The sequence below is a fragment of the Citrobacter sp. S-77 genome, from assembly GCF_963864895.1.
GTDB classification, from domain to species: Bacteria; Pseudomonadota; Gammaproteobacteria; order Enterobacterales; family Enterobacteriaceae; genus Citrobacter; species Citrobacter murliniae.
Genome location: NZ_CAWLWU010000002.1, coordinates 691,523 through 710,504 on the forward strand (window position 1 = coordinate 691,523; position 18,982 = coordinate 710,504).

Genomic DNA, 18,982 nt, shown 5'->3' on the forward strand with positions numbered 1-18,982 from the left:
AGAGCCCTGAGCTAATGCTCAGGGCTTTTTTTTATTCATTTTTATTATTGCCAAATACGCAAAAATCCTCTGCATTTTACACTCTTTTTCTGCAAAGATCTGACGGTCATAATCCTCCCAGTTAACAAACCCTGTGATTAAAAAGAGGAATTTATGGCTATCCCTGCATTCGGTTTAGGCACTTTTCGCCTGAAAGACGACGTTGTTATCGCATCTGTTAAAACCGCCCTTGAACTGGGCTACCGTGCAGTCGACACTGCGCAAATCTATGATAATGAAGCCGCAGTGGGTCAGGCAATTGCTGAAAGCGGTGTGCCACGCAGCGAATTGTATATTACCACCAAGATCTGGACTGAAAATCTGGGCCGGGACAAGCTGATCCCGAGCCTTAAAGATAGTCTGAAAAAGCTGCGTACTGAGTATGTTGATCTGACACTTATCCACTGGCCTTCTCCTAACGGTGCCGTATCCGTTGAAGAGTTTATGCAGGAATTACTGGAAGCAAAAGTGCAGGGGTTAACCCGTGAAATTGGGATCTCTAACTTCACTATCCCTTTGATGGAAAAAGCAATTGCTGCGGTGGGTGCTGAAAATATTGCAACTAATCAGATAGAGCTTTCCCCGTATCTGCAAAACCGTAAAGTAGTTAAATGGGCCAAACAACACGGTACCCATATCACCTCTTATATGACACTGGCTTATGGCAACGCGCTGAAAGATAAAGTGATTGCTCGTATTGCGGCTAAACATAATGCCACCCCGGCCCAGGCTATTCTTGCATGGGCAATGGGAGAAGGGTACTCAGTTATACCTTCTTCGACTAAACGTGAAAATTTGGCAAGCAATCTGCTCGCGCTACAACTGCAATTGGATACAGAGGACAAACTTGCGATCGCTGCACTGGATCGTAACGATCGCCTTGTCAGCCCCGAGGGTTTGGCCCCTGAATGGGATTAATGACTGCTGCCTTTGTGTTGAGTTAATCCTGTTTCACAGCTCCTGCGGGAGCTGTTCTTGCATGTTCACTCAAAAAGTCGATAAACGCGCGAATACGTGTACTTACAGCCCGATCGCTGTAATACACTGCGCTAAAGGGCATTTCAACGGGCAGACGTTTATCTGCCAACAACTCCACCAGTTCACCCTGCGAGATTTCTTTATCAATCATATAATCTGAAAGACAGGCAATTCCGTTCCCGTTCAGGCAAAGCTGTTTCAATGTTTCACCGCTGTTAGAAGAGAGTCCGCACTCAATTTCATGAAGCTGTCCATCGCTACAGGCAATAGGCCAGGTATTGAGTGAGACAGGCTCGGAAAAACCCAGACACAGATGTTGTTTAAGCTCCTCTACGCTCTCAGGCTCACCAAATCGGGCAATGTACTCCGGTGAGGCAATAATCTTACGATAGCTGGTAAATAGTGGGCGCGCGCGCAGGCTCGAGTCCGTAAGCGCACCTGCTCGTATTGCAACGTCAACTTTTCGCTCAATAAGATTGATAAATGTCTCCGAGGAAACCAGTGACAGCGTCATCTCAGGGTAACGTTCACGGAAAGGTTTGATGAGTGGCATCAGAAAATGCAACATCACCGGCGTCGCCGCGTCGATACGCAACAGGCCGCGCGGGGTATTACGAGACTCCATAATTTCTGTTTCTGCCGCAGCCATTTCCTGCAATATCAACTGCACTCGCCTGAAATAACGTTCACCTTCTTCAGTCAGACTGAGCTGTCGGGTTGTTCGGTTGAGCAAACTGACACCCAGCTTCATCTCCAGCTTTTTTACTGCCCGGCTAATAGCGGAATTGGCTTGTCCCAACTGCTCTGCAGCGCGGCTAAAACTACCGCTTTCCACAACAGCAACGAAAATGGCCAGTTCTTCTGAAGTTGCTTTCATTTTTGCACCTGGAGCAAAATTATATTGAGATTTTGAATATTTTTGTTATTAAAACATCCCGGCATACTTCGTGTCATCTGATTACTGATGATATGGAGTTATTTATGCCTCTCGCTTTATTTGCACTGACAATAAGTGCTTTTGCTATTGGTACGACTGAATTTGTAATTGTCGGCCTTGTGCCGACCATCGCCGAACAGCTGGCGATCTCTTTGCCTTCTGCAGGAATGCTGGTTTCTATCTATGCGCTGGGCGTGGCAATTGGTGCGCCGGTACTGACTGCTCTGACCGGACGTCTGCCGCGTAAGCAACTGCTGGTTGCGCTAATGGTGCTATTTACGGTCGGTAATTTGCTGGCATGGCAGGCGCCTGGTTATATGACGTTAATTGTTGCACGCCTGCTGACCGGTCTCGCACATGGCGTGTTCTTCTCAATTGGTTCTACTATTGCGACAAGCCTGGTGCCAAAAGAGAAAGCAGCTTCAGCCATCGCTATTATGTTTGGTGGGTTAACGGTGGCACTTGTGACAGGAGTTCCGTTGGGAACATTTATTGGTCAGCATTTTGGCTGGCGTGAGACTTTCCTCGCGGTATCTATGTTAGGTGTCATTGCTCTGATTAGCAGTCAGTTGCTGATCCCTGCGAATATCCCCGGTCGGGCTGCTGCCAGTATTCGCGATCAGGTGAAAGTCTTAACGCATCCTCGCCTGTTACTCATCTATGCCGTTACGGCGCTGGGCTATGGTGGTGTCTTTACGGCATTTACTTTTCTTGCACCGATGATGCAGGATCTGGCGGGATTCTCACCGGCAGCGGTAAGCTGGATCTTACTGGGGTATGGCGTATCTGTTGCCATCGGTAATATCTGGGGTGGCAGACTGGCGGATAAACATGGCGCCGTTCCAGCGTTGAAATTTATCTTCGCAGCCCTGTTTGTTCTGTTGATGGTCTTTCAGTTAACTGCATCCACTCAGTACGCAGCTCTGGCGACAATCCTTGTCATGGGGATTTTTGCCTTCGGCAACGTACCAGGGCTGCAGGTTTACGTGGTGCAGAAAGCGGAGCAATTTACACCCAATGCGGTTGATGTGGCCTCAGGACTGAACATTGCGGCGTTCAACATTGGCATTGCATTGGGTTCAGTGATTGGTGGCCAAACGGTAGAGCATTATGGGTTAGCGCAGACCCCGTGGATTGGTGCGCTAATCGTATTGAGCGCTTTCTTTCTGATGAACGTGAGCGGTCGTCTTGATAAACCCGCACGTGTAGCTCTGGGATAAATCACCGATGTAAGTACCTACTTACAAAACAAACTGCAATTGTCCGTTGAAAGTGAGTGCTAAAATCCCTATAACAGAAGAACCAGTCCGGTTGCGGGCTGGTTGACGTTACAGAGGTTTGAAAGTCTAAAGTGCGAAAAAACACCTATGCTATGCGCTATGTTGCCGGACAGCCCGTTGAGCGAATTTTACCGCCAGGGTCGTTTGCGCATATTGGCCAGGCATTGCCCGCAGGCGTTCCGTTAAGCAGCGAGGATCGCATCCGCGTCCTGGTGTGGAATATTTTTAAACAGCAGCGGGCAGAATGGTTGTCGGTGCTGAAGAACTTTGGCAAAGACGCGCATCTGGTGTTATTGCAAGAAGCACAGACTACGCCTGAACTGGTGCAGTTTGCGACCGCTAACTATCTTGCTGCCGATCAGGTTCCCGCTTTTGTGCTGCCTCAGCATCCCTCTGGCGTCATGACGCTTTCTGCTGCACATCCTGTTTACTGTTGCCCGCTGCGTGAGCGTGAACCCATATTGCGGTTGGCAAAATCGGCACTGGTGACAGTTTACCCACTACCTGATTCGCGTTTATTAATGGTGGTGAATATTCATGCTGTTAACTTCAGTCTCGGCGTGGATGTCTATAGTAAGCAGTTACTTCCCATTGGCGATCAGATTGCTCATCACAGTGGCCCAGTGATTATGGCCGGCGATTTTAATGCATGGAGCCGTCGGCGTATGAACGCGCTGTACCGCTTTTCTCGTGAAATGTCTCTGCGCCAGGTGCGCTTTACTGACGATCAGCGCCGACGCGCATTTGGTCGCCCCCTCGATTTTGTGTTTTACCGTGGTTTGAACGTGAGCGAAGCCTCTGTGCTGGTGACGAGCGCATCCGACCATAATCCTCTACTCGTTGAATTTAGTCCCGGCAAGCCTGAACAATAAAGGTGTGTCAGGTCTGCCGTAGGGCAGGCCTGTAGTGGTGCTGCCCTTTATATTTCACAACAACCGAAGGACAACACAATGACAACACGCTCCCATCATGACAACGTCGAAAAGCAGTTTGGCTCTCAGGCAAAGGCCTATTTAACCAGCGCGGTACATGCATCCGGGCGCGATTTGCAGCGACTGGCCGAGCGACTGTCCTTTTTTCCGCAGGCAAGTGTACTGGATATGGGATGTGGTGCGGGGCACGCCAGCTTTATTGCGGCACAGAATGTGAAGCAGGTGGTAGCGTATGATTTATCTTCGCAGATGCTCGAGGTGGTTGTACAGACGGCAAAAGAGAAGGGATTGGAGAATATTTCCATCCGACAGGGGTATGCTGAAAGTCTGCCGTTTGAGGATCAAACTTTTGATGTGGTGATTAGCCGATATTCAGCGCACCACTGGCATGATGTCGGGAAAGCGCTGCGGGAAGTGAATCGCGTACTTAAACCCAGCGGTGTGCTGATTATTATGGATGTGATGTCTCCCGGACACCCTGTGCGTGATATCTGGCTGCAAACCGTTGAAGCGTTGCGCGATACCTCGCATGTGCGCAACTATTCCAGCGGTGAGTGGCTGTCTCTGATTAATGACGCGAATATGATTGCCGATACGTTGTTCACAGATCGCCTGCCGTTAGAATTCAGTTCATGGGTTGCGAGAATGCGTACTCCCGTTGCACTGACAGAGGCTATCCGATTGTATCAGGAGAGTGCTTCTGCTGAAGTGAAGGCGTATTTTGAATTACAGGAAGACGGTTCGTTCACCAGCGACACGATCATGGTTGAAGCACATAAAACGGCATAAATAAAAAAGGCACTGGGGGGAAACCAGTGCCTTAATTTTTATAATCTCATCAGGAGTCCGGCATACCGTTGTTCTTTACAAACAACGTTAGCTGATCGCCTGGTTGCAGATTTTCCGTATCGCTGTTCCAGCGCATCACATCCTTAATGTTAACGCCGTGACGTTTAGCAATGCTCGAAAGCGAGTCGCCTTTACGTACACGATAGGTGATGCTATCGCTGTTGTTAGCCAGTCGCTGCGCACTGGTGCCAGCACCAACGGTCAGGCTTTGACCCACTTTCAGGGTAGATCCACGCAGATTGTTCCACTGCTTAAGATCCTTCGCATTTACGCCAAGACGTGAAGCGATGCCAGAAAGTGTATCGCCAGAGCGAACCTTGTAGCTACGGCTGTTTAGTGGCGTGTTATCCGCAACTAACGTTGACTGCACGGCTGCAATTTCGCCAGAGGCCAGAGATTCACGCAACTTCTCTGCGTGCTTCTTTGGCACCATCACGTATTGCGGGCCGCTGGCACCCAACGTAGAGCCCTTCACACCTGCATTGAATGTCTTCAGCTTGCTGACGGAAATACCCGCCATATCGGCAACCTGAGCCATCTCAACCGGGCTGTTAAGACGAACACGTGCTAACGCGCGGCTTTCGTCTGTGGTTGGCAGACGCACGCTATAGCGTTTGCTGTTCTTGAGAATATCGCTCAATGCCAGCATTTTGGGCACATATAGCTTCGTTTCCTGAGGCAAAGGGAGCGACCAGAAATCGGTGGGCTTACCACGAGATTTGTTCGCTTTGATTGCCTTCATCACGCGACCTTCACCGCTATTATAAGCAGCAACGGTCAGCAGCCAGTCGCCATCAAACATCTTGTTCAGACGCTGCATCATGTCCAGCGCGGCAGTGGTGGAAGCCACTATGTCGCGACGTGCATCATAACTGCGAGTCTGTTTTAAACCATAATTGCGCCCCGTGCTCGGAATGATCTGCCAAATACCTGCGGCATTGGCGCCAGACGTTGCGTGAGGATCAAAAGCGCTCTCCACTATGGGTAGTAGTACCAGTTCCATTGGCATGTTACGTTTCTTAACCTGCCCGGCTATCCAGTACATATACGGCTCTGCCCGTAAAGTTACATCGTGGAGATAGCTCTTATTGCGTAAATACTTCTGTTTTTGTTCGCGAATCCGGTTGTTTTCCGGAATTCCCATCTTTAGCTCGTCACCAATGAAAGCCCACAAATCTTGATCGGCCGCGATAGATGTCCCATCGTCCATCCATCGCGCCTGACTAGTGAACTTTCCTGCTTCCCCTTGACCAGCTGCAGAAAGGCTCTGTGCGTGCTGTTGGACGTTACCAGTATTCTGGCACCCAACAAGCAGGACAGAGGCGAGTAATATCGCTTTTGCCTTCATGTGTGTGTCAATAGTTGCTTAAAAGACGACCGATCATAACGGCGAAGTTTTCAAAAGGCAACCCGGAATTGTCAGAACGTATCTTTCTTTGACCTTAACCAGGCAAAACGCTCTTCAGGTTGTTGCAATATTGTTTCTTTGTTAATTTCATTAATTAAATCAATATCTTCTGTTCTTAAAAAAATATTATTTCGACGCTCATTTTTCAGAATTACGGGCAGTGTCATTTGTTTTTTTACGCGTAACTCATTAACTTTACGATAATAATCATTTATGAACGAATCGTGCGGAAGGATGCTTAAGGCAAACTTCATATTTGCTAATGTGTATTCATGTGCGCAACAAACCAATGTATCGTCAGGAAGGGCGCTTATTTTTTTAAGTGATTGATACATTTGCGAAGCTGTGCCTTCAAAAAGTCGGCCGCAGCCGCCAGAGAAGAGCGTGTCGCCGCAAAATAAATAAGGATGACTAAAGTAACAAATATGTCCTAAAGTGTGACCCGGGGTAGCAAATATACTAAATTCATGCCCTAAAACGAGGGCGATATCGCCATCTTTGACTATGTGCGTCGTTCCCTTATCTTGTGTTTCTGCTGGGCCATAAACCACTATTTGTGGAAAATGCTGTAGAAGTTCTTTCACTCCGCCAACGTGATCCTGATGGTGGTGGGTGAGGAAAATGGCCTCAGGTACCCAATTATGCTCAGTAATGGCTTTTAATACCGGAGCTGCTTCGCCAGGATCCACAATAAGGCAGTGGCCTTCATTATTTGTCAGGACCCAGATGTAATTGTCCTGAAATGCGGGAATGCTGTTAAGATTCATAAAATACCTCTCAATGCGTAACGGAAGGTTGTGATGAAACCGGCAAGGATCCCTCAAACTGTCGTAGCGCCCGTTAGCTGGGATGATTTACCCTGGGGCGAGCACTATCGTGAGGCGCTGGAGAATGAGCTTAACCCGTGGTTCGCAAAAATGTACGGTTTTCATCTGCTTAAGATTGGCAATTTAAGCGCAGAAATCAATTCTGAAGCGTGCGCGGTTTCTCATCAGGTAAATGTTTCTGCGCAAGGCTCACCGATGCAGGTGCTGGCCGATCCGTTACATCTTCCCTTCGCCGATAAATCCGTCGATGTCTGTTTGCTGGCACATACTTTGCCTTGGTGTGCCGATCCACATCGCTTAATGCGGGAGGCAGACCGTGTGCTTATTGATGATGGCTGGCTGATAGTCAGTGGATTTAATCCGGTTAGCCTGATGGGCTTGCGTAAACTGGTGCCGGTATTACGTAAAACATCGCCCTATAACAGCCGGATGTTTACGCTGATGCGTCAACTGGACTGGCTCTCTTTGCTGAATTTTGAAGTGTTGCACTACAGCCGTTTTCACGTTTTGCCCTGGAGTAAACAAGGGGGGAAACTGTTAAGCGCACATGTTCCGGCGTTAGGGTGTTTACAACTGATTGTTGCACGTAAGCGAACAATCCCGCTTACGCTTAATCCGATGAAACAAAATAAAAGCAAAGCACGTATCCGCCAGGCCGTTGGCGCAACCCGGCAATACCGGAAGCCTGATGCTTAAGTCTCGGCCTGATATCCAACATCATCCTGACTGGGACTCATCGCTGCAGCGCGCGCAAGTTCATCACAGCGTTCGTTTTCCGGGTGACCCGCGTGGCCTTTTACCCATTCCCATTTAATTTGATGCTGGCCCAGCGCGGCATCCAGACGCTTCCAGAGATCGACATTCTTCACTGGCTTTTTATCTGCAGTTTTCCAGCCGCGTTTTTTCCAGTTGTGGATCCATTGAGTAATGCCCTGACGTACATACTGGCTATCGGTACTGAGAACCACTTCGCACTGTTCTTTTAGTGCCTCCAGCGCGACGATTGCGGCCATCAACTCCATACGATTATTGGTGGTCAGGTTATACCCTTCGCTGAAGGTTTTTTCACGTCCGCGATAGCGTAGAATTGCCCCATAACCACCAGGCCCTGGATTTCCCAGGCAAGAACCATCGGTGAAAATTTCTACCTGTTTAAGCATCTCTGGTAGACTTCCTGTTTTAGCAAATCGAAATCAAACGATAAGTCTGACATAAATGACCGCTATGAGCACTGGAATTACACGACAGATCGTCCTCGATACCGAAACCACCGGTATGAACCAGATTGGCGCCCATTACGAAGGCCACAAGATTATTGAGATCGGTGCGGTTGAAGTGGTGAACCGCCGCCTGACCGGTAATAACTTCCATGTTTACCTTAAGCCGGATCGGCTGGTGGACCCGGAAGCATTTGGTGTACACGGAATCGCGGATGAATTCCTGCTGGATAAACCCACGTTTGCCGATGTGGCCGATGAGTTTTTAGACTATATTCGTGGCGCTGAACTGGTCATTCATAACGCATCGTTCGATATCGGCTTTATGGACTACGAGTTCGCGAAGCTTAATCGTGATATCCCGAAAACAAATACATTCTGTAAAGTGACTGATAGCCTGGCGCTGGCGAGGAAAATGTTTCCTGGTAAGCGTAACAGCCTTGATGCATTGTGCTCACGTTACGAGATAGACAACAGTAAGCGTACATTACACGGCGCGTTACTCGATGCCCAGATTCTGGCCGACGTTTATCTGATGATGACTGGTGGGCAGACAACGATGGCGTTTTCAATGGAAGGCGACAGTCAGCAGCAGAATGATACCGGGATCCAGCGCATTGTGCGCCACTCCAGCAAGTTACGCGTTGTTTTCGCCACTGAGGAAGAGTTAGCGGCCCATGAATCGCGCCTCGATCTGGTTCAGAAGAAAGGCGGAAGTTGTCTCTGGCGGGCATAGTTTACGCATTTACAGTGTAGAAATGGCCATTCGGGTGATTTTTGCAGCAAACGATTAAAAAACGTGAGAAAAAGCGTTGACGAGGTGCGAGGCAATCCGTAATATTCGCTTCGTTCCCAAGCGGAACACAACGCGGAGTGGTAGTTCAGTTGGTTAGAATACCTGCCTGTCACGCAGGGGGTCGCGGGTTCGAGTCCCGTCCATTCCGCCACTATTCAGAGAGCCTGAATCAGCAATGATTCAGGCTTTCGTCGTTTTACTCATTACAAATATTTTCTATTGCTTTACCAGCAAAAAAATCAATAACTGACTTCGCAGCATGGATCCCTGTCTGATGGTACGATTCTACCGTCGCAGCAGCGATGTGCGGTGTAGTGATAATATTTCTGGAATGTAGCAAAGGGCTGAATTGTGGTAGCGGTTCATGCTGAAATACGTCGAGAGCGGAATGTACATTCCTTTCATCAGTTACCTGCAACAACGCTCGTTCATCTATTAATTTCCCTCGAGCAGCATTGATAAGCAAGGCACCATTTCTCATCATAGAAAGATATTTGTGACTGATAAAATTCTCTAATGATGGTGTGTATGGGAGAAGAACGATAATGACGTTAGACTGCATGAAGATGTCGTCAATTGACACAAACTTTACCGCCATTTTATCAGCCATCTCGTGATCCGGGAATTTGTCGTATGCGAGAATTTCAATGTCGAAACCGGATAACCTCTTAACCAGGGTTTTTGCTATATTCCCAAAACCTAATAATCCCACTCGTTTACTATTTAATTCATTTCCCAGCGAGTATCCCCAGTAACCATTTTGCATGTCCATGTGATTACCGGGAATATTTCTTAGACCAGAGAAAATAAGTCCGATTATAAACTCAGCAACCGCATTGGCATTGAGTCCTCGGGCATTATTAACCACAATACCTGCTTTTTTTGCCGCCTCTGTATCTATATTATCAATACCGGTGCCAAATCTTGAGATGATTTTCAGTTTTGGTAGAAGAGAAAACACACTTGCGTCATAACAATCTGTTCCGGCAATGACTGCATCAATAGATTCACGCACGTCATCCGGTTCAGATTGAATAAGATGAGTAATATTGTTCTTAAAAATGAGATTAAACTGGTTATCGCGCAGTAACTTGCAACCTGTAACACAACGAGCTGAAAAACTGGAAACGGTGATTAATATATTTTTCATATCTAATACCTCAGACCTGAGAACGCCATCAGGTTGTGATGGCGTAGACCGGTTACAATAAAAATGACACAAGTTATGAATTTGCTTTAACGCCGAGAGCACCTCCAGGATGAAATAGACCAAAATCGGTCCGGGTAAACTGCTTTAGTTCTGACAGGGCGAGGGCCACGGCATCTCCCACGACAAGAACAGCAGTTGAAGAACAGGATGGAGCAAGACCTAAGTTATCTGCTTCGTTTCTCACCGGGATTTCTACAGATAAATTGCAATTAGTAGCCAGCGATGAGTTGTGGCTTCGGGTAAATGAGACTAAAAAATTATTCATCTTTTTTAGACTTGGCAAGGTAGCTAACAGTTCTGTTGTTTCACCACTATTGGATATCAAGATAACTACATCTTCGCTGGTAACCATACCCAGATCACCATGAACAGCTTCTGTTCCATGAATAAAAAATGAGGGGGTGCCTGTGCTGGAAAATGTAGCAGCCAGTTTTTTAGCAATTATTCCTGATTTTCCCACGCCGATAAAAACAACTTTCCCTCTGCAAGATTGGATTACTTTGACCAAACTTGCTGTTTCTGAAAGTGGCGCGTTAATTATTTCTTCAACTGCTTTGTGTTCATTACGCATGAAGGTTTTAATGAGAGAGATGATATCAGTATTATTCATGTTTATTTTCCTGATTTATTTTATCAATAACATAAGCGACCCGACATAAGCCCTGATGTAGTTTTTCTCTACTACATGCCAGATTAAGCCGTAAGAAGTTCTCTCCGCCAGGCCCATATACACTGCCAGCCATAATCCCGACTTTTCCTTCATGAATTAATCTTGAATAGAATTTATCGAACGAACAACTGATTTGTGAGCAGTCTATCCACGCAAAGTAACAACCTTCAGACTCTTTGAGTAGCAGCGATGAAATATTTTCCTTAACATAATTAACTGCAAAATCAACGTTGGATCTAAGATGTGTTCTTAATTCGTGTAACCATCCATCACATTCATTATAAGCAACGATAGTGGCAATGATATTCAATACTGATGGCGAGTTGACAAAATCCCTGTATCGAGTTATCAACCTGAATTTCTCATTAAAATTATTATCAGGTGTAATAAGATAAGAACCCGTTAGAGCTGGGACATTAAATGTCTTTGAGATGGAGTTAAAAACAACTGTTTTATCATAATGTAACTTAAGTACAGAGGTGAATTTGTGGCTAAATGTGAAATCGCTGTGGATCTCATCGGATAATAACCAACAGTTGTTTTTTGAACAGATTTCTGAGATCTTTATCAGTTCATCTTCAGACCACACTTTTCCTGTAGGATTATGTGGATTACACAATAAAATTATCTTTGCATGCTTTGCCTTGGTATTAAAATCCTTCCAGTCAAGGCTATATCGACCGTCTTCTTCCCGAATCAATGTTGAAGTAGTTAATTTTCTTCCGGTGTTTTTGATAACATCAAAGAATGCATTATATGCCGGAGTAAATATCAGAATGTTATCTTCATAATCAGTTAATAACTCTAGCGCTTTGGCGATAGAGTACATCACACTTGGGCTATAGGTGATCCAATTAGCATCGATCTCCGTATCATATTTCTGACCATACCAATGGCATATCGAATTGAGATACTCGCTATGTTGCCAGCGACTATATCCGAGGATAGGATGTTCCAGTCTTTTTCGTAATGCGTTGGTTATCGCTTCCGGCATCGGTAAATCCATATCTGATATTGAAAACGGAATAATATCTTTTACACCGAACCTATCTTCGCAGAAGTCCCACTGAGTACAGTACGTTCCTTTTCGGGAAACAGGAGTGTTAAAAAATTCCATCAGTATGACTCCATATATTGGTCCATTTCTTTACGCAAGGCGATAACTTTTGTACCAATAATGACTTGCAGGGTGTTTTTGTCGAGTTTAACAATAGCGATCCCTCCCTGTCTTTTAATGGCCGTCTCGTCTATTATCTCCATATCGTTGATTGTCAGACGTAAACGTGTAACACAGTTATCCAGTGATACGATATTTTCCTTACCACCCAGGGCCTCAATCATTTTTTCTGCTGTGCTGGGACCCATATTGGTATTTATCTCAGGTTGTGCAACAGGTACTACAACCTCAGTTGCTGTTGCTGAAGGTGTCTGGTCACTATCTTCTCTGCCGACGGTCATCAGGTTATATTTAAGAATGGCCCATTTAAACACCGCGTAATAAATAAAGAAGTAGGCTATTTCTACACAGACAGCCACTGGCCAGCCGGTTCTTGTTCCGCGCAATACGCCAAAACTCATAAATTGAATCAAATCGCCAGTAAATCCCATTTTAACACCGAGATACGGTAGGAACATATTAGCAAAACCATTCATGAAAGCATGGAACACAAACAAAACAGGACTGACAAACAGAAATAAAAACTCTATTGGTTCGCTAACACCACCAATAATTACAGTCAGCACCGCAGAAATCAAAAGTGCTTTAATAGCCTTACGATTTTGTACATGGGCAGTCTGATACATTGCGAGAGCTGCGCCAGCTAAACCATACTGGATCATTAGCTTTCCCTGTTCCATTTTACCAGCAAGGTCCAGAGGAATGACGGCATTCTCTTTGACATAGGCCATAAACATATTGAGGGTACCGTAATATTCTTCACCGTTGATGATCGCTGAACCACCGATTGGTGTAAATCTGAATACGGAAGTGACTAAATGGTTTAGTCCGAAGGGAATCGTTACGCGCTCTGCAACGGCATAGAAGAAATAACCTATTGGGCCAGAGGTAGATATCCAGTGGCCGATTAACATAAAGAGGTTAAAGAACGGCGGCCATACGAAGGGAATAATGATACCGAAAACACTCATGACAATTAACGTAATGATCGGCGCAAGGCGCGGGCCGCTATAGAATCCCAGCGACTCAGGGATGCGTAGATTGACGATCCGCTTATACATAGTGAATACCATCAACCCTGCAACAATCCCCCCCAGTACGCTGGTGTTGTATGACTGAATTCCCAGAATGATAGTTTGTCCATGTGTAGACATCTGGTCGACGGGAACTAACAGACCATGGGTTTTCAGATAGAAGTTTGTCCCTAAATGCATTGCCATAAAACCCACCAGGCCGGAGAATGCACCATATGCTTTATCTTCTTTTTCTTTCAGCAGGCCCAACGGGATAGCGATTGCAAATAACACCGGTAAATTAACAAAAGCAAATAGCCCTAAATTAACAACAAAATCCAGAAATGATTTAACGATAGGGAATCCTAGTACAGGAATTAATTTGGCCATTTCCTCACTGGCTAATCCACTTCCCAAACCTAACATCATGCCGCATACGCTTAACAGAGCGATTGGGTACATAAATGCCTTCCCCAGGCTCTGAAAAAAACTCCAGGCTTTTTTCTGTTTCATATTAACTGTCTCGTGATAAAGTGAAAGGTAATCAGTCCATCAATACTTTAATGCGAATTGAAAGATATAATTTCTCTTCCATTGCTAGTCTATAGTTAAATTCGGATTTTAAATATTTTTCAATTTCAATAATGGAACATTGTAAAATTAAATCTTTTTCCAGGAAATATTCATAAATATCACCAATATCTTTATTTTTTATCTTTTCGTTGCATAGCACTCTACAAGAAAAATATTTCAAATGGGTCATGAAACGTGAGTAATTGAATGCATTCCGATCTACTCTTTTCTCGTAAACTTTTTCGATAATGTCTGTGATTCGTTGCGAGAATTCTATAATTCTGAAGGACTCATAGTCGGAGGTGTTTTCATAATTATTTAAAATATGCAGGGCAATGAAGCCAATCTCATCATCCGGAAGTTGGATCTTAAAATACTCATTAATAATAGATAAAGCGTCGCGACTGATAGCATACTCCGATTTGTATAATGCTTTTATTTCGTCAAGAAATATATTGCTTATTTGGATGCCTGATGCGCACCGTGAGATTGCATTGGAAATATGATCTGCAAGAATCAGCAAAAGTGATGGGTTTAATTTTTTGTCAAGATTCATTTCCGCATAGCGAACTATATTTTCAGAGACAAAAACATAATCAATATCTACTCGCTCTATGAGTTTGTATAGTTTACCTTTCTCTTCATTTCTGACATAAAAGAATCGGTTAGCCGGATGAGGCGGAACCGGCATACCATTCTTTTTATTGTAACCAACGCCAGGACCAGAAATGATGACTTCCTGACCACTCATCGATGCCAGCACACAATTGTTATTCATGACTTTTTCGATGATCATTTCATGGCTCCAAAAAAAAAGGCAAGACAAGTAAGAAGTAATAATTACTTCAAACGTTGTCTTGCCTGATTTAACAGTTACAAGATTATTCACTAATGCGTATACCCTACACAGAACTATCTTAAATAAATGAGATGTACGTCCTGTTTTAGGATTAACATACCAAATCTGAAGTGCAAACCTCACATACAGCATTCAAATGGTTTTTTTAGTGAATACATTCCTTGTATGTATATTGTTTTTCTATGTGTGATGTTGCCCGCCTTTCTTCGACAGCGTGTAAACGTCATTCGCTCAGTGTCTGCGCGATATCTTTTTGAACCTGCTGGCGTTGTTCCGGAGTCAGCACTTTGCTCAGGTCAAAGTAGTACTTCACCCGATAATAACGCGCCTGTTGTTCGATGTTGCTGAACGCGGAAAGTTGTTTCCTGACTGCGGCATCATCCCATTTTCCGGACTTGATGACGTCAATCAGCGCACCGTCTTTAACATCCTTCACTGAAATCTGGCTAACATTGGTTTCAAGCTGCTGGTGCAGCTTTTTAATCTGTGCGACCTGGTCGTTGGTCAGTTTAAGATGTTGTACTACTGGATCCTGGGCTGGAACCGGAACGTTGGATACGTTTGCTGCGAGCGTGCTAAAAGAGGCACCAGCCAGGGTAGCAGCCAGCAAAGTCATGCGTACGAATTTTTTCATTTTGATATCCTGAAAAAGAATTTACGTGTGATTGTCATTTTCAGAATACGTTGCTTGAGGCATGTCGCCACGCGAATTTGTTTTGCGGTTGGTTACGGAGTGAAACAATCCCGCTACGGAAAATTTGCGCCGTAGCAGGAGAAGGCGATATCTACAGCGTGAATGCGTCGGCATCCAGCCAGGCTGGAAACTTCTCACGATACTCCCGCAGCATAGCGAGCGATAATTCTGCGTCAATCCGCGTTGCCTGATGTGGCTCGGCGGTCGCAATGATTTCACCCTGCGGATTAATAACCCGACTGTCGCCGCGATAATGATGACCATTACCGTCAGTGCCTACGCGGTTACATCCTGCTACATAAGCCTGATTTTCAATCGCTCGAGCGGTAAGCAGCGCCTGCCAGTGCACTGAGCGTGGTGCTGGCCAGTTTGCGACATATAACGCCAGGTCGTAATCATTGCGATTACGTGACCATACCGGAAAACGCAGGTCATAACAGATCAATGGCAGAATACGCCAGCCACGCCATTCAAAGATAACGCGCTCTTCGCCTGCCTGATAATACTGATGTTCATCCGCCATGCGAAACAGATGGCGTTTATCATAGAGATGAACTCGACCCTCAGGTTCAACCAGTAAAAAGCGATTTACCGGACCACGTTCTGACTGTAACGCAACGCTGCCTGCTATCAGGGCATTTGCCTGCTGCGCTTTGGTATGCATCCAGTTGACAACCTCTTCCTGCGAAAGCGATTTGGTTGCTGCATCCATTGCAAATCCACTGGTAAACATCTCAGGTAACACAATGACGTCACGTCCGGTGACGGTTTCCAGTTGTCTGTCGAAATGGCGCAGATTAGCGGGGCCATCCATCCAGATCAGTGGTTGTTGCAGCAGAGTTATTTTCAAACCAGGCACGATCGAGGCTCCTCGTTGAACATTATTTTGACACTGTAGCATGAGCTTTAACAAAAATGTGGCAATAAAAAGCCCCGCCATAAGCGGGGCTAGCAGTCGAGCATTTGTGTTATGCTGCTTCGACTTTACGCACTTTCTCTGGCAGCTTTACCGGCTGAGTCGCCAGCGCTTCAGGTTCAAAATCATCAACGTTGATACTGCGCAGACGGCTCTCTTCGGCTTTCACCAGAATCGCAGCTTCGTCTTTATCAATCAAACCTTTTGCCAGAGCATTGCGTGCCAGTTCATCCAGACGAGTAAATGGCAGGTTTTTACCTAACTCTTTACAGATACGCTGGTGGATAGGATCGGCGGCAATCACGTCCAGCAAAGCTTCTTCCAGTAAACCAACCGGGTTGTGCTCGCTTGGCGTCAGGTACTGACCGCGACCAAGACGAGAACGCGTGGCGCTTGGAATCTGCAAAATCTTCGCAACTTTATGGTCCAGCTTGTCAGACGGTGCATGATAGTGGCGCCCGGTAGGGAAAATAACCACATTCAGCAACCCGGCAACCAGGCGGTTCGGGAAGTTTTTCAGCAGGTCATCCATCGCCTGTTCAGCCTTATACAATGCATCCTGTACGCCCCAGTGAACCAGCGGCAGGTCTGCTTCGTTACGGCCTTCATCGTCATAACGCTTCAGCACGGCAGAGGCCAGGTACAGCTGACTTAATACATCGCCCAGTCGGGCTGAGATACGTTCGCGACGTTTCAGACTACCGCCCAGTACGGCCATGGATACGTCTGAGAGTAAGGCCAGGTTCGCGCTCAGACGGTTCAGGTGCTGATAGTAACGTTTAGTGGCATCGCCAGTCGGCGTGCTGCTGGTTAACCCGCGAGTCAGGCCAAGCCAGAAACTGCGCACTTTATTACTGCCAACATGACCAATGTGTTTGAACAGCAGTTTGTCGAACGCATTGACGTCGTTGCTTTGTGCGGCAGCCATCTCTTCCAGGACATAAGGATGGCAGCGAATCGCGCCCTGGCCGAAGATCATCATGCTACGGGTCAGAATGTTCGCGCCTTCAACGGTGATGGCGATAGGTGCGCCCTGATAAGCACGCGCCAGGAAGTTGCTTTCCCCAAGCATAATGCCTTTACCGCCAGTAATATCCATCGCATCGATGATTGACTGCTGTCCGCGGTGGGTACAGTGATATTTCACGATAGCTGACAGCACCGCCGGTTTTTCGCCGAGCATAATGCCGTAGGTAATCAGCGACGCAGCAGCGTCCATCACATAGGCGTTACCCGCAATACGTGCCAGTGGCTCTTCAATACCTTCCATCTTGCCGATAGAGATTTTGAACTGGCGGCGAATATGGGCGTAAGCACCCGTTGCCATCGCAACAGATTTGACGCCACCTGTAGAGTTAGACGGCAGAGTAATACCACGACCGACAGACAGGCATTCCACCAGCATACGCCAGCCCTGACCGGCCATTTTCGGTCCACCGATAATGTAATCAATCGGTACAAAAACATCTTTACCCAGCGTCGGACCGTTCTGGAACGGGACGTTCAACGGGAAGTGGCGACGACCAATTTCCACCCCAGGCGTAGACGTTGGGATCAGTGCGCAGGTAATACCCAGGTCCTCTTCACCACCCAGCAGTTTTTCTGGGTCAGAGAGTTTAAACGCCAGACCCAGCACGGTAGCGATAGGGGCCAGAGTGATATAGCGTTTGTTCCAGGTCAGGCGCATACCTAATACCTGCTGACCTTGCCATTCACCCATGCAAACTACACCGGTATCAGGAATTGCACCTGCATCGGAACCGGCTTCCGGGCTGGTCAGTGCAAAGCAAGGAATTTCCTGCCCACGCGCCAGGCGTGGCAAATAATGGTTTTTCTGCTCTTCGGTGCCGTAATGTTGCAGCAGTTCACCAGGGCCTAAGGAGTTAGGCACGCCGACAGTGATCGCCAGGATCCCGGAAACACCGGAAAGTTTCTGCAGAACGCGGGCCTGAGCATATGCGGAGAATTCCAGTCCGCCGTACTCTTTCTTAATGATCATCGCGAAGAAGCGGTGTTCTTTCAGGTAAGCCCATAATTCCGGCGGCAGATCGGCTAATTCATGGGTGATCTGGAAGTCGTTTGCCATACGGCATGCTTCTTCTACCGGACCATCAATAAAAGCCTGTTCTTCTGCCGTCAGGTGTGGCTGAGGGTAGCTGTGCAATTTTTTCCAGTCAGGTTTACCCTGGAACAGATCTCCTTCCCACCAGGTGGTACCGGCATCAATTGCTTCTTTCTCAGTACGTGACATCGGCGGCATGACTTTACGAAAACCGCGGAATACCGGTGCGGAGATCATCGATTTGCGCATCGGCGTAAAGTTAAACGGTACGAGAATAATGGCCAGAGGAACCAGCAGCCAGACCGACCACAGGCCAGCGACGCCAAGCGCCGCCGTCCAGGCGAGCAAAATTAAGCTGCCGAGGAATAAGCTCACGCGGTGATAAAACAGTACGCTGAGCAGAACAACCGTAGCGATAATACTCAAAATCATCATAACGAAAAGCTCCCTTGCTTGTAGGAGGTCTGACCACTTGTGATGATATGGTTATAGTGTATGTGAATTCTTTTAGCAATAATTTTACAAAATAATTACAACAGGGTTCA

17 protein-coding genes, 1 tRNA gene and 2 pseudogenes are annotated in these 18,982 nt (G+C 46.5%); 7 read left to right on the forward strand and 13 right to left on the reverse strand.

Annotated elements, in window-relative coordinates:
• Positions 1 to 153: 153 nt before the first annotated feature.
• Positions 154 to 957, forward strand: a complete 804-nt coding sequence (gene dkgB / locus AACS05_RS03875; RefSeq protein ID WP_045440051.1) for a 2,5-didehydrogluconate reductase DkgB — start codon at positions 154 to 156, stop codon at positions 955 to 957.
• Between the two features lie 22 nt (positions 958 to 979).
• Here dkgB and yafC read toward each other — a convergent pair whose 3' ends face one another.
• A complete protein-coding gene (gene yafC / locus AACS05_RS03880; RefSeq protein WP_045440052.1) occupies positions 980 to 1,894 on the reverse strand; it encodes a DNA-binding transcriptional regulator YafC in 915 nt (304 codons plus the stop codon).
• A gap of 104 nt (positions 1,895 to 1,998) precedes the next feature.
• On the opposite strand from yafC, the gene AACS05_RS03885 reads away from it, so the two are divergent.
• The 3 genes from AACS05_RS03885 (at position 1,999) to AACS05_RS03895 (ending at position 4,955) form a co-directional block, all read left to right on the forward strand.
• The gene (locus AACS05_RS03885; protein WP_045449445.1) at positions 1,999 to 3,174 is read left to right on the forward strand and encodes an MFS transporter; all 1,176 of its coding nucleotides are present in this window, start codon (positions 1,999 to 2,001) and stop codon (positions 3,172 to 3,174) included.
• Positions 3,175 to 3,305: 131 nt separating this feature from the next.
• Positions 3,306 to 4,106, forward strand: a complete 801-nt coding sequence (locus AACS05_RS03890) for an endonuclease/exonuclease/phosphatase family protein (RefSeq protein WP_045440054.1) — start codon at positions 3,306 to 3,308, stop codon at positions 4,104 to 4,106.
• A 78-nt stretch (positions 4,107 to 4,184) separates the two neighbouring features.
• Positions 4,185 to 4,955: a class I SAM-dependent methyltransferase gene (locus AACS05_RS03895; protein ID WP_045440056.1), complete on the forward strand. Its 771-nt coding sequence runs from the start codon at positions 4,185 to 4,187 to the stop codon at positions 4,953 to 4,955.
• Positions 4,956 to 5,004: 49 nt separating this feature from the next.
• Here AACS05_RS03895 and mltD read toward each other — a convergent pair whose 3' ends face one another.
• A complete protein-coding gene (mltD, locus tag AACS05_RS03900; protein ID WP_045440059.1) occupies positions 5,005 to 6,363 on the reverse strand; it encodes a murein transglycosylase D in 1,359 nt (452 codons plus the stop codon).
• A gap of 71 nt (positions 6,364 to 6,434) precedes the next feature.
• The gene (gene gloB, locus AACS05_RS03905) at positions 6,435 to 7,190 is read right to left on the reverse strand and encodes a hydroxyacylglutathione hydrolase (protein WP_045440061.1); all 756 of its coding nucleotides are present in this window, start codon (positions 7,188 to 7,190) and stop codon (positions 6,435 to 6,437) included.
• A 33-nt stretch (positions 7,191 to 7,223) separates the two neighbouring features.
• Between gloB and AACS05_RS03910 the strand changes: the two genes are divergently transcribed.
• The gene (locus AACS05_RS03910; RefSeq protein ID WP_045440064.1) at positions 7,224 to 7,946 is read left to right on the forward strand and encodes a class I SAM-dependent methyltransferase; all 723 of its coding nucleotides are present in this window, start codon (positions 7,224 to 7,226) and stop codon (positions 7,944 to 7,946) included.
• Here AACS05_RS03910 and rnhA read toward each other — a convergent pair.
• A pseudogene (gene rnhA, locus AACS05_RS03915) lies at positions 7,943 to 8,521 on the reverse strand (ribonuclease HI). The gene AACS05_RS03910 and the pseudogene rnhA sit on opposite strands and share 4 nt — an antisense overlap.
• Here rnhA and dnaQ point away from each other — a divergent pair.
• Positions 8,475 to 9,203, forward strand: a complete 729-nt coding sequence (gene dnaQ / locus AACS05_RS03920) for a DNA polymerase III subunit epsilon (RefSeq protein WP_045449447.1) — start codon at positions 8,475 to 8,477, stop codon at positions 9,201 to 9,203. The pseudogene rnhA and the gene dnaQ overlap by 47 nt on opposite strands.
• A 134-nt stretch (positions 9,204 to 9,337) precedes the next feature.
• Positions 9,338 to 9,414 (forward strand) — tRNA-Asp (locus AACS05_RS03925).
• A 45-nt stretch (positions 9,415 to 9,459) separates the two neighbouring features.
• On the opposite strand, the gene AACS05_RS03930 is transcribed toward AACS05_RS03925, so the two are convergent.
• The 9 genes and pseudogenes from AACS05_RS03930 to fadE all read right to left on the reverse strand — a co-directional run bounded on the left by AACS05_RS03930 (position 9,460) and on the right by fadE (position 18,872).
• A complete protein-coding gene (locus tag AACS05_RS03930; RefSeq protein ID WP_045440069.1) occupies positions 9,460 to 10,413 on the reverse strand; it encodes a phosphoglycerate dehydrogenase in 954 nt (317 codons plus the stop codon).
• 73 nt (positions 10,414 to 10,486) lie between these two features.
• The gene (locus AACS05_RS03935) at positions 10,487 to 11,083 is read right to left on the reverse strand and encodes a KpsF/GutQ family sugar-phosphate isomerase (RefSeq protein ID WP_045440072.1); all 597 of its coding nucleotides are present in this window, start codon (positions 11,081 to 11,083) and stop codon (positions 10,487 to 10,489) included.
• Positions 11,076 to 12,260 (reverse strand): MalY/PatB family protein, encoded by a 1,185-nt coding sequence (locus AACS05_RS03940; RefSeq protein WP_045440074.1) that lies wholly within the window; start codon positions 12,258 to 12,260, stop codon positions 11,076 to 11,078. Before AACS05_RS03940 ends, AACS05_RS03935 begins: the two co-directional genes overlap by 8 nt.
• Positions 12,260 to 12,601, reverse strand: a complete 342-nt coding sequence (locus tag AACS05_RS24920) for a PTS transporter subunit EIIB (RefSeq protein ID WP_370637135.1) — start codon at positions 12,599 to 12,601, stop codon at positions 12,260 to 12,262. Before AACS05_RS24920 ends, AACS05_RS03940 begins: the two co-directional genes overlap by 1 nt.
• A pseudogene (locus AACS05_RS03945) lies at positions 12,578 to 13,846 on the reverse strand (PTS transporter subunit EIIC); the annotation flags it as partial. The pseudogene AACS05_RS03945 and the gene AACS05_RS24920, both read right to left, overlap by 24 nt.
• 31 nt (positions 13,847 to 13,877) lie before the next feature.
• Complete coding sequence (locus tag AACS05_RS03950) at positions 13,878 to 14,702, reverse strand: PRD domain-containing protein (RefSeq protein ID WP_045449449.1); 825 nt, start codon at positions 14,700 to 14,702, stop codon at positions 13,878 to 13,880.
• A gap of 286 nt (positions 14,703 to 14,988) precedes the next feature.
• On the reverse strand, positions 14,989 to 15,399 hold the full coding sequence (locus AACS05_RS03955) for a Spy/CpxP family protein refolding chaperone (RefSeq protein WP_045440080.1): 411 nt from the start codon (positions 15,397 to 15,399) through the stop codon (positions 14,989 to 14,991).
• A 151-nt stretch (positions 15,400 to 15,550) separates the two neighbouring features.
• Positions 15,551 to 16,318 carry an amidohydrolase gene (locus tag AACS05_RS03960; protein WP_045440083.1) on the reverse strand — a complete coding sequence of 256 codons (768 nt, stop codon included), beginning with the start codon at positions 16,316 to 16,318 and terminating at the stop codon, positions 15,551 to 15,553.
• Between the two features lie 109 nt (positions 16,319 to 16,427).
• Positions 16,428 to 18,872, reverse strand: a complete 2,445-nt coding sequence (gene fadE, locus AACS05_RS03965; protein WP_045440086.1) for an acyl-CoA dehydrogenase FadE — start codon at positions 18,870 to 18,872, stop codon at positions 16,428 to 16,430.
• Positions 18,873 to 18,982 lie beyond the last annotated feature (110 nt).

What these genes read in the sequence shown, in the direction of transcription:
- dkgB (WP_045440051.1), top strand. Translation starts at nt 154, where the DNA reads ATGGCTATCCCTGCATTCGGTTTAGGCACTTTTCGCCTGAAAGACGAC.
- yafC (WP_045440052.1), bottom strand. Translation starts at nt 1,894, where the DNA reads ATGAAAGCAACTTCAGAAGAACTGGCCATTTTCGTTGCTGTTGTGGAA.
- AACS05_RS03885 (WP_045449445.1), top strand. Translation starts at nt 1,999, where the DNA reads ATGCCTCTCGCTTTATTTGCACTGACAATAAGTGCTTTTGCTATTGGT.
- AACS05_RS03895 (WP_045440056.1), top strand. Translation starts at nt 4,185, where the DNA reads ATGACAACACGCTCCCATCATGACAACGTCGAAAAGCAGTTTGGCTCT.
- mltD (WP_045440059.1), bottom strand. Translation starts at nt 6,363, where the DNA reads ATGAAGGCAAAAGCGATATTACTCGCCTCTGTCCTGCTTGTTGGGTGC.
- gloB (WP_045440061.1), bottom strand. Translation starts at nt 7,190, where the DNA reads ATGAATCTTAACAGCATTCCCGCATTTCAGGACAATTACATCTGGGTC.
- AACS05_RS03910 (WP_045440064.1), top strand. Translation starts at nt 7,224, where the DNA reads ATGAAACCGGCAAGGATCCCTCAAACTGTCGTAGCGCCCGTTAGCTGG.
- dnaQ (WP_045449447.1), top strand. Translation starts at nt 8,475, where the DNA reads ATGAGCACTGGAATTACACGACAGATCGTCCTCGATACCGAAACCACC.
- AACS05_RS03930 (WP_045440069.1), bottom strand. Translation starts at nt 10,413, where the DNA reads ATGAAAAATATATTAATCACCGTTTCCAGTTTTTCAGCTCGTTGTGTT.
- AACS05_RS03935 (WP_045440072.1), bottom strand. Translation starts at nt 11,083, where the DNA reads ATGAATAATACTGATATCATCTCTCTCATTAAAACCTTCATGCGTAAT.
- AACS05_RS03940 (WP_045440074.1), bottom strand. Translation starts at nt 12,260, where the DNA reads ATGGAATTTTTTAACACTCCTGTTTCCCGAAAAGGAACGTACTGTACT.
- AACS05_RS24920 (WP_370637135.1), bottom strand. Translation starts at nt 12,601, where the DNA reads ATGACCGTCGGCAGAGAAGATAGTGACCAGACACCTTCAGCAACAGCA.
- AACS05_RS03950 (WP_045449449.1), bottom strand. Translation starts at nt 14,702, where the DNA reads ATGATCATCGAAAAAGTCATGAATAACAATTGTGTGCTGGCATCGATG.
- AACS05_RS03955 (WP_045440080.1), bottom strand. Translation starts at nt 15,399, where the DNA reads ATGAAAAAATTCGTACGCATGACTTTGCTGGCTGCTACCCTGGCTGGT.
- fadE (WP_045440086.1), bottom strand. Translation starts at nt 18,872, where the DNA reads ATGATGATTTTGAGTATTATCGCTACGGTTGTTCTGCTCAGCGTACTG.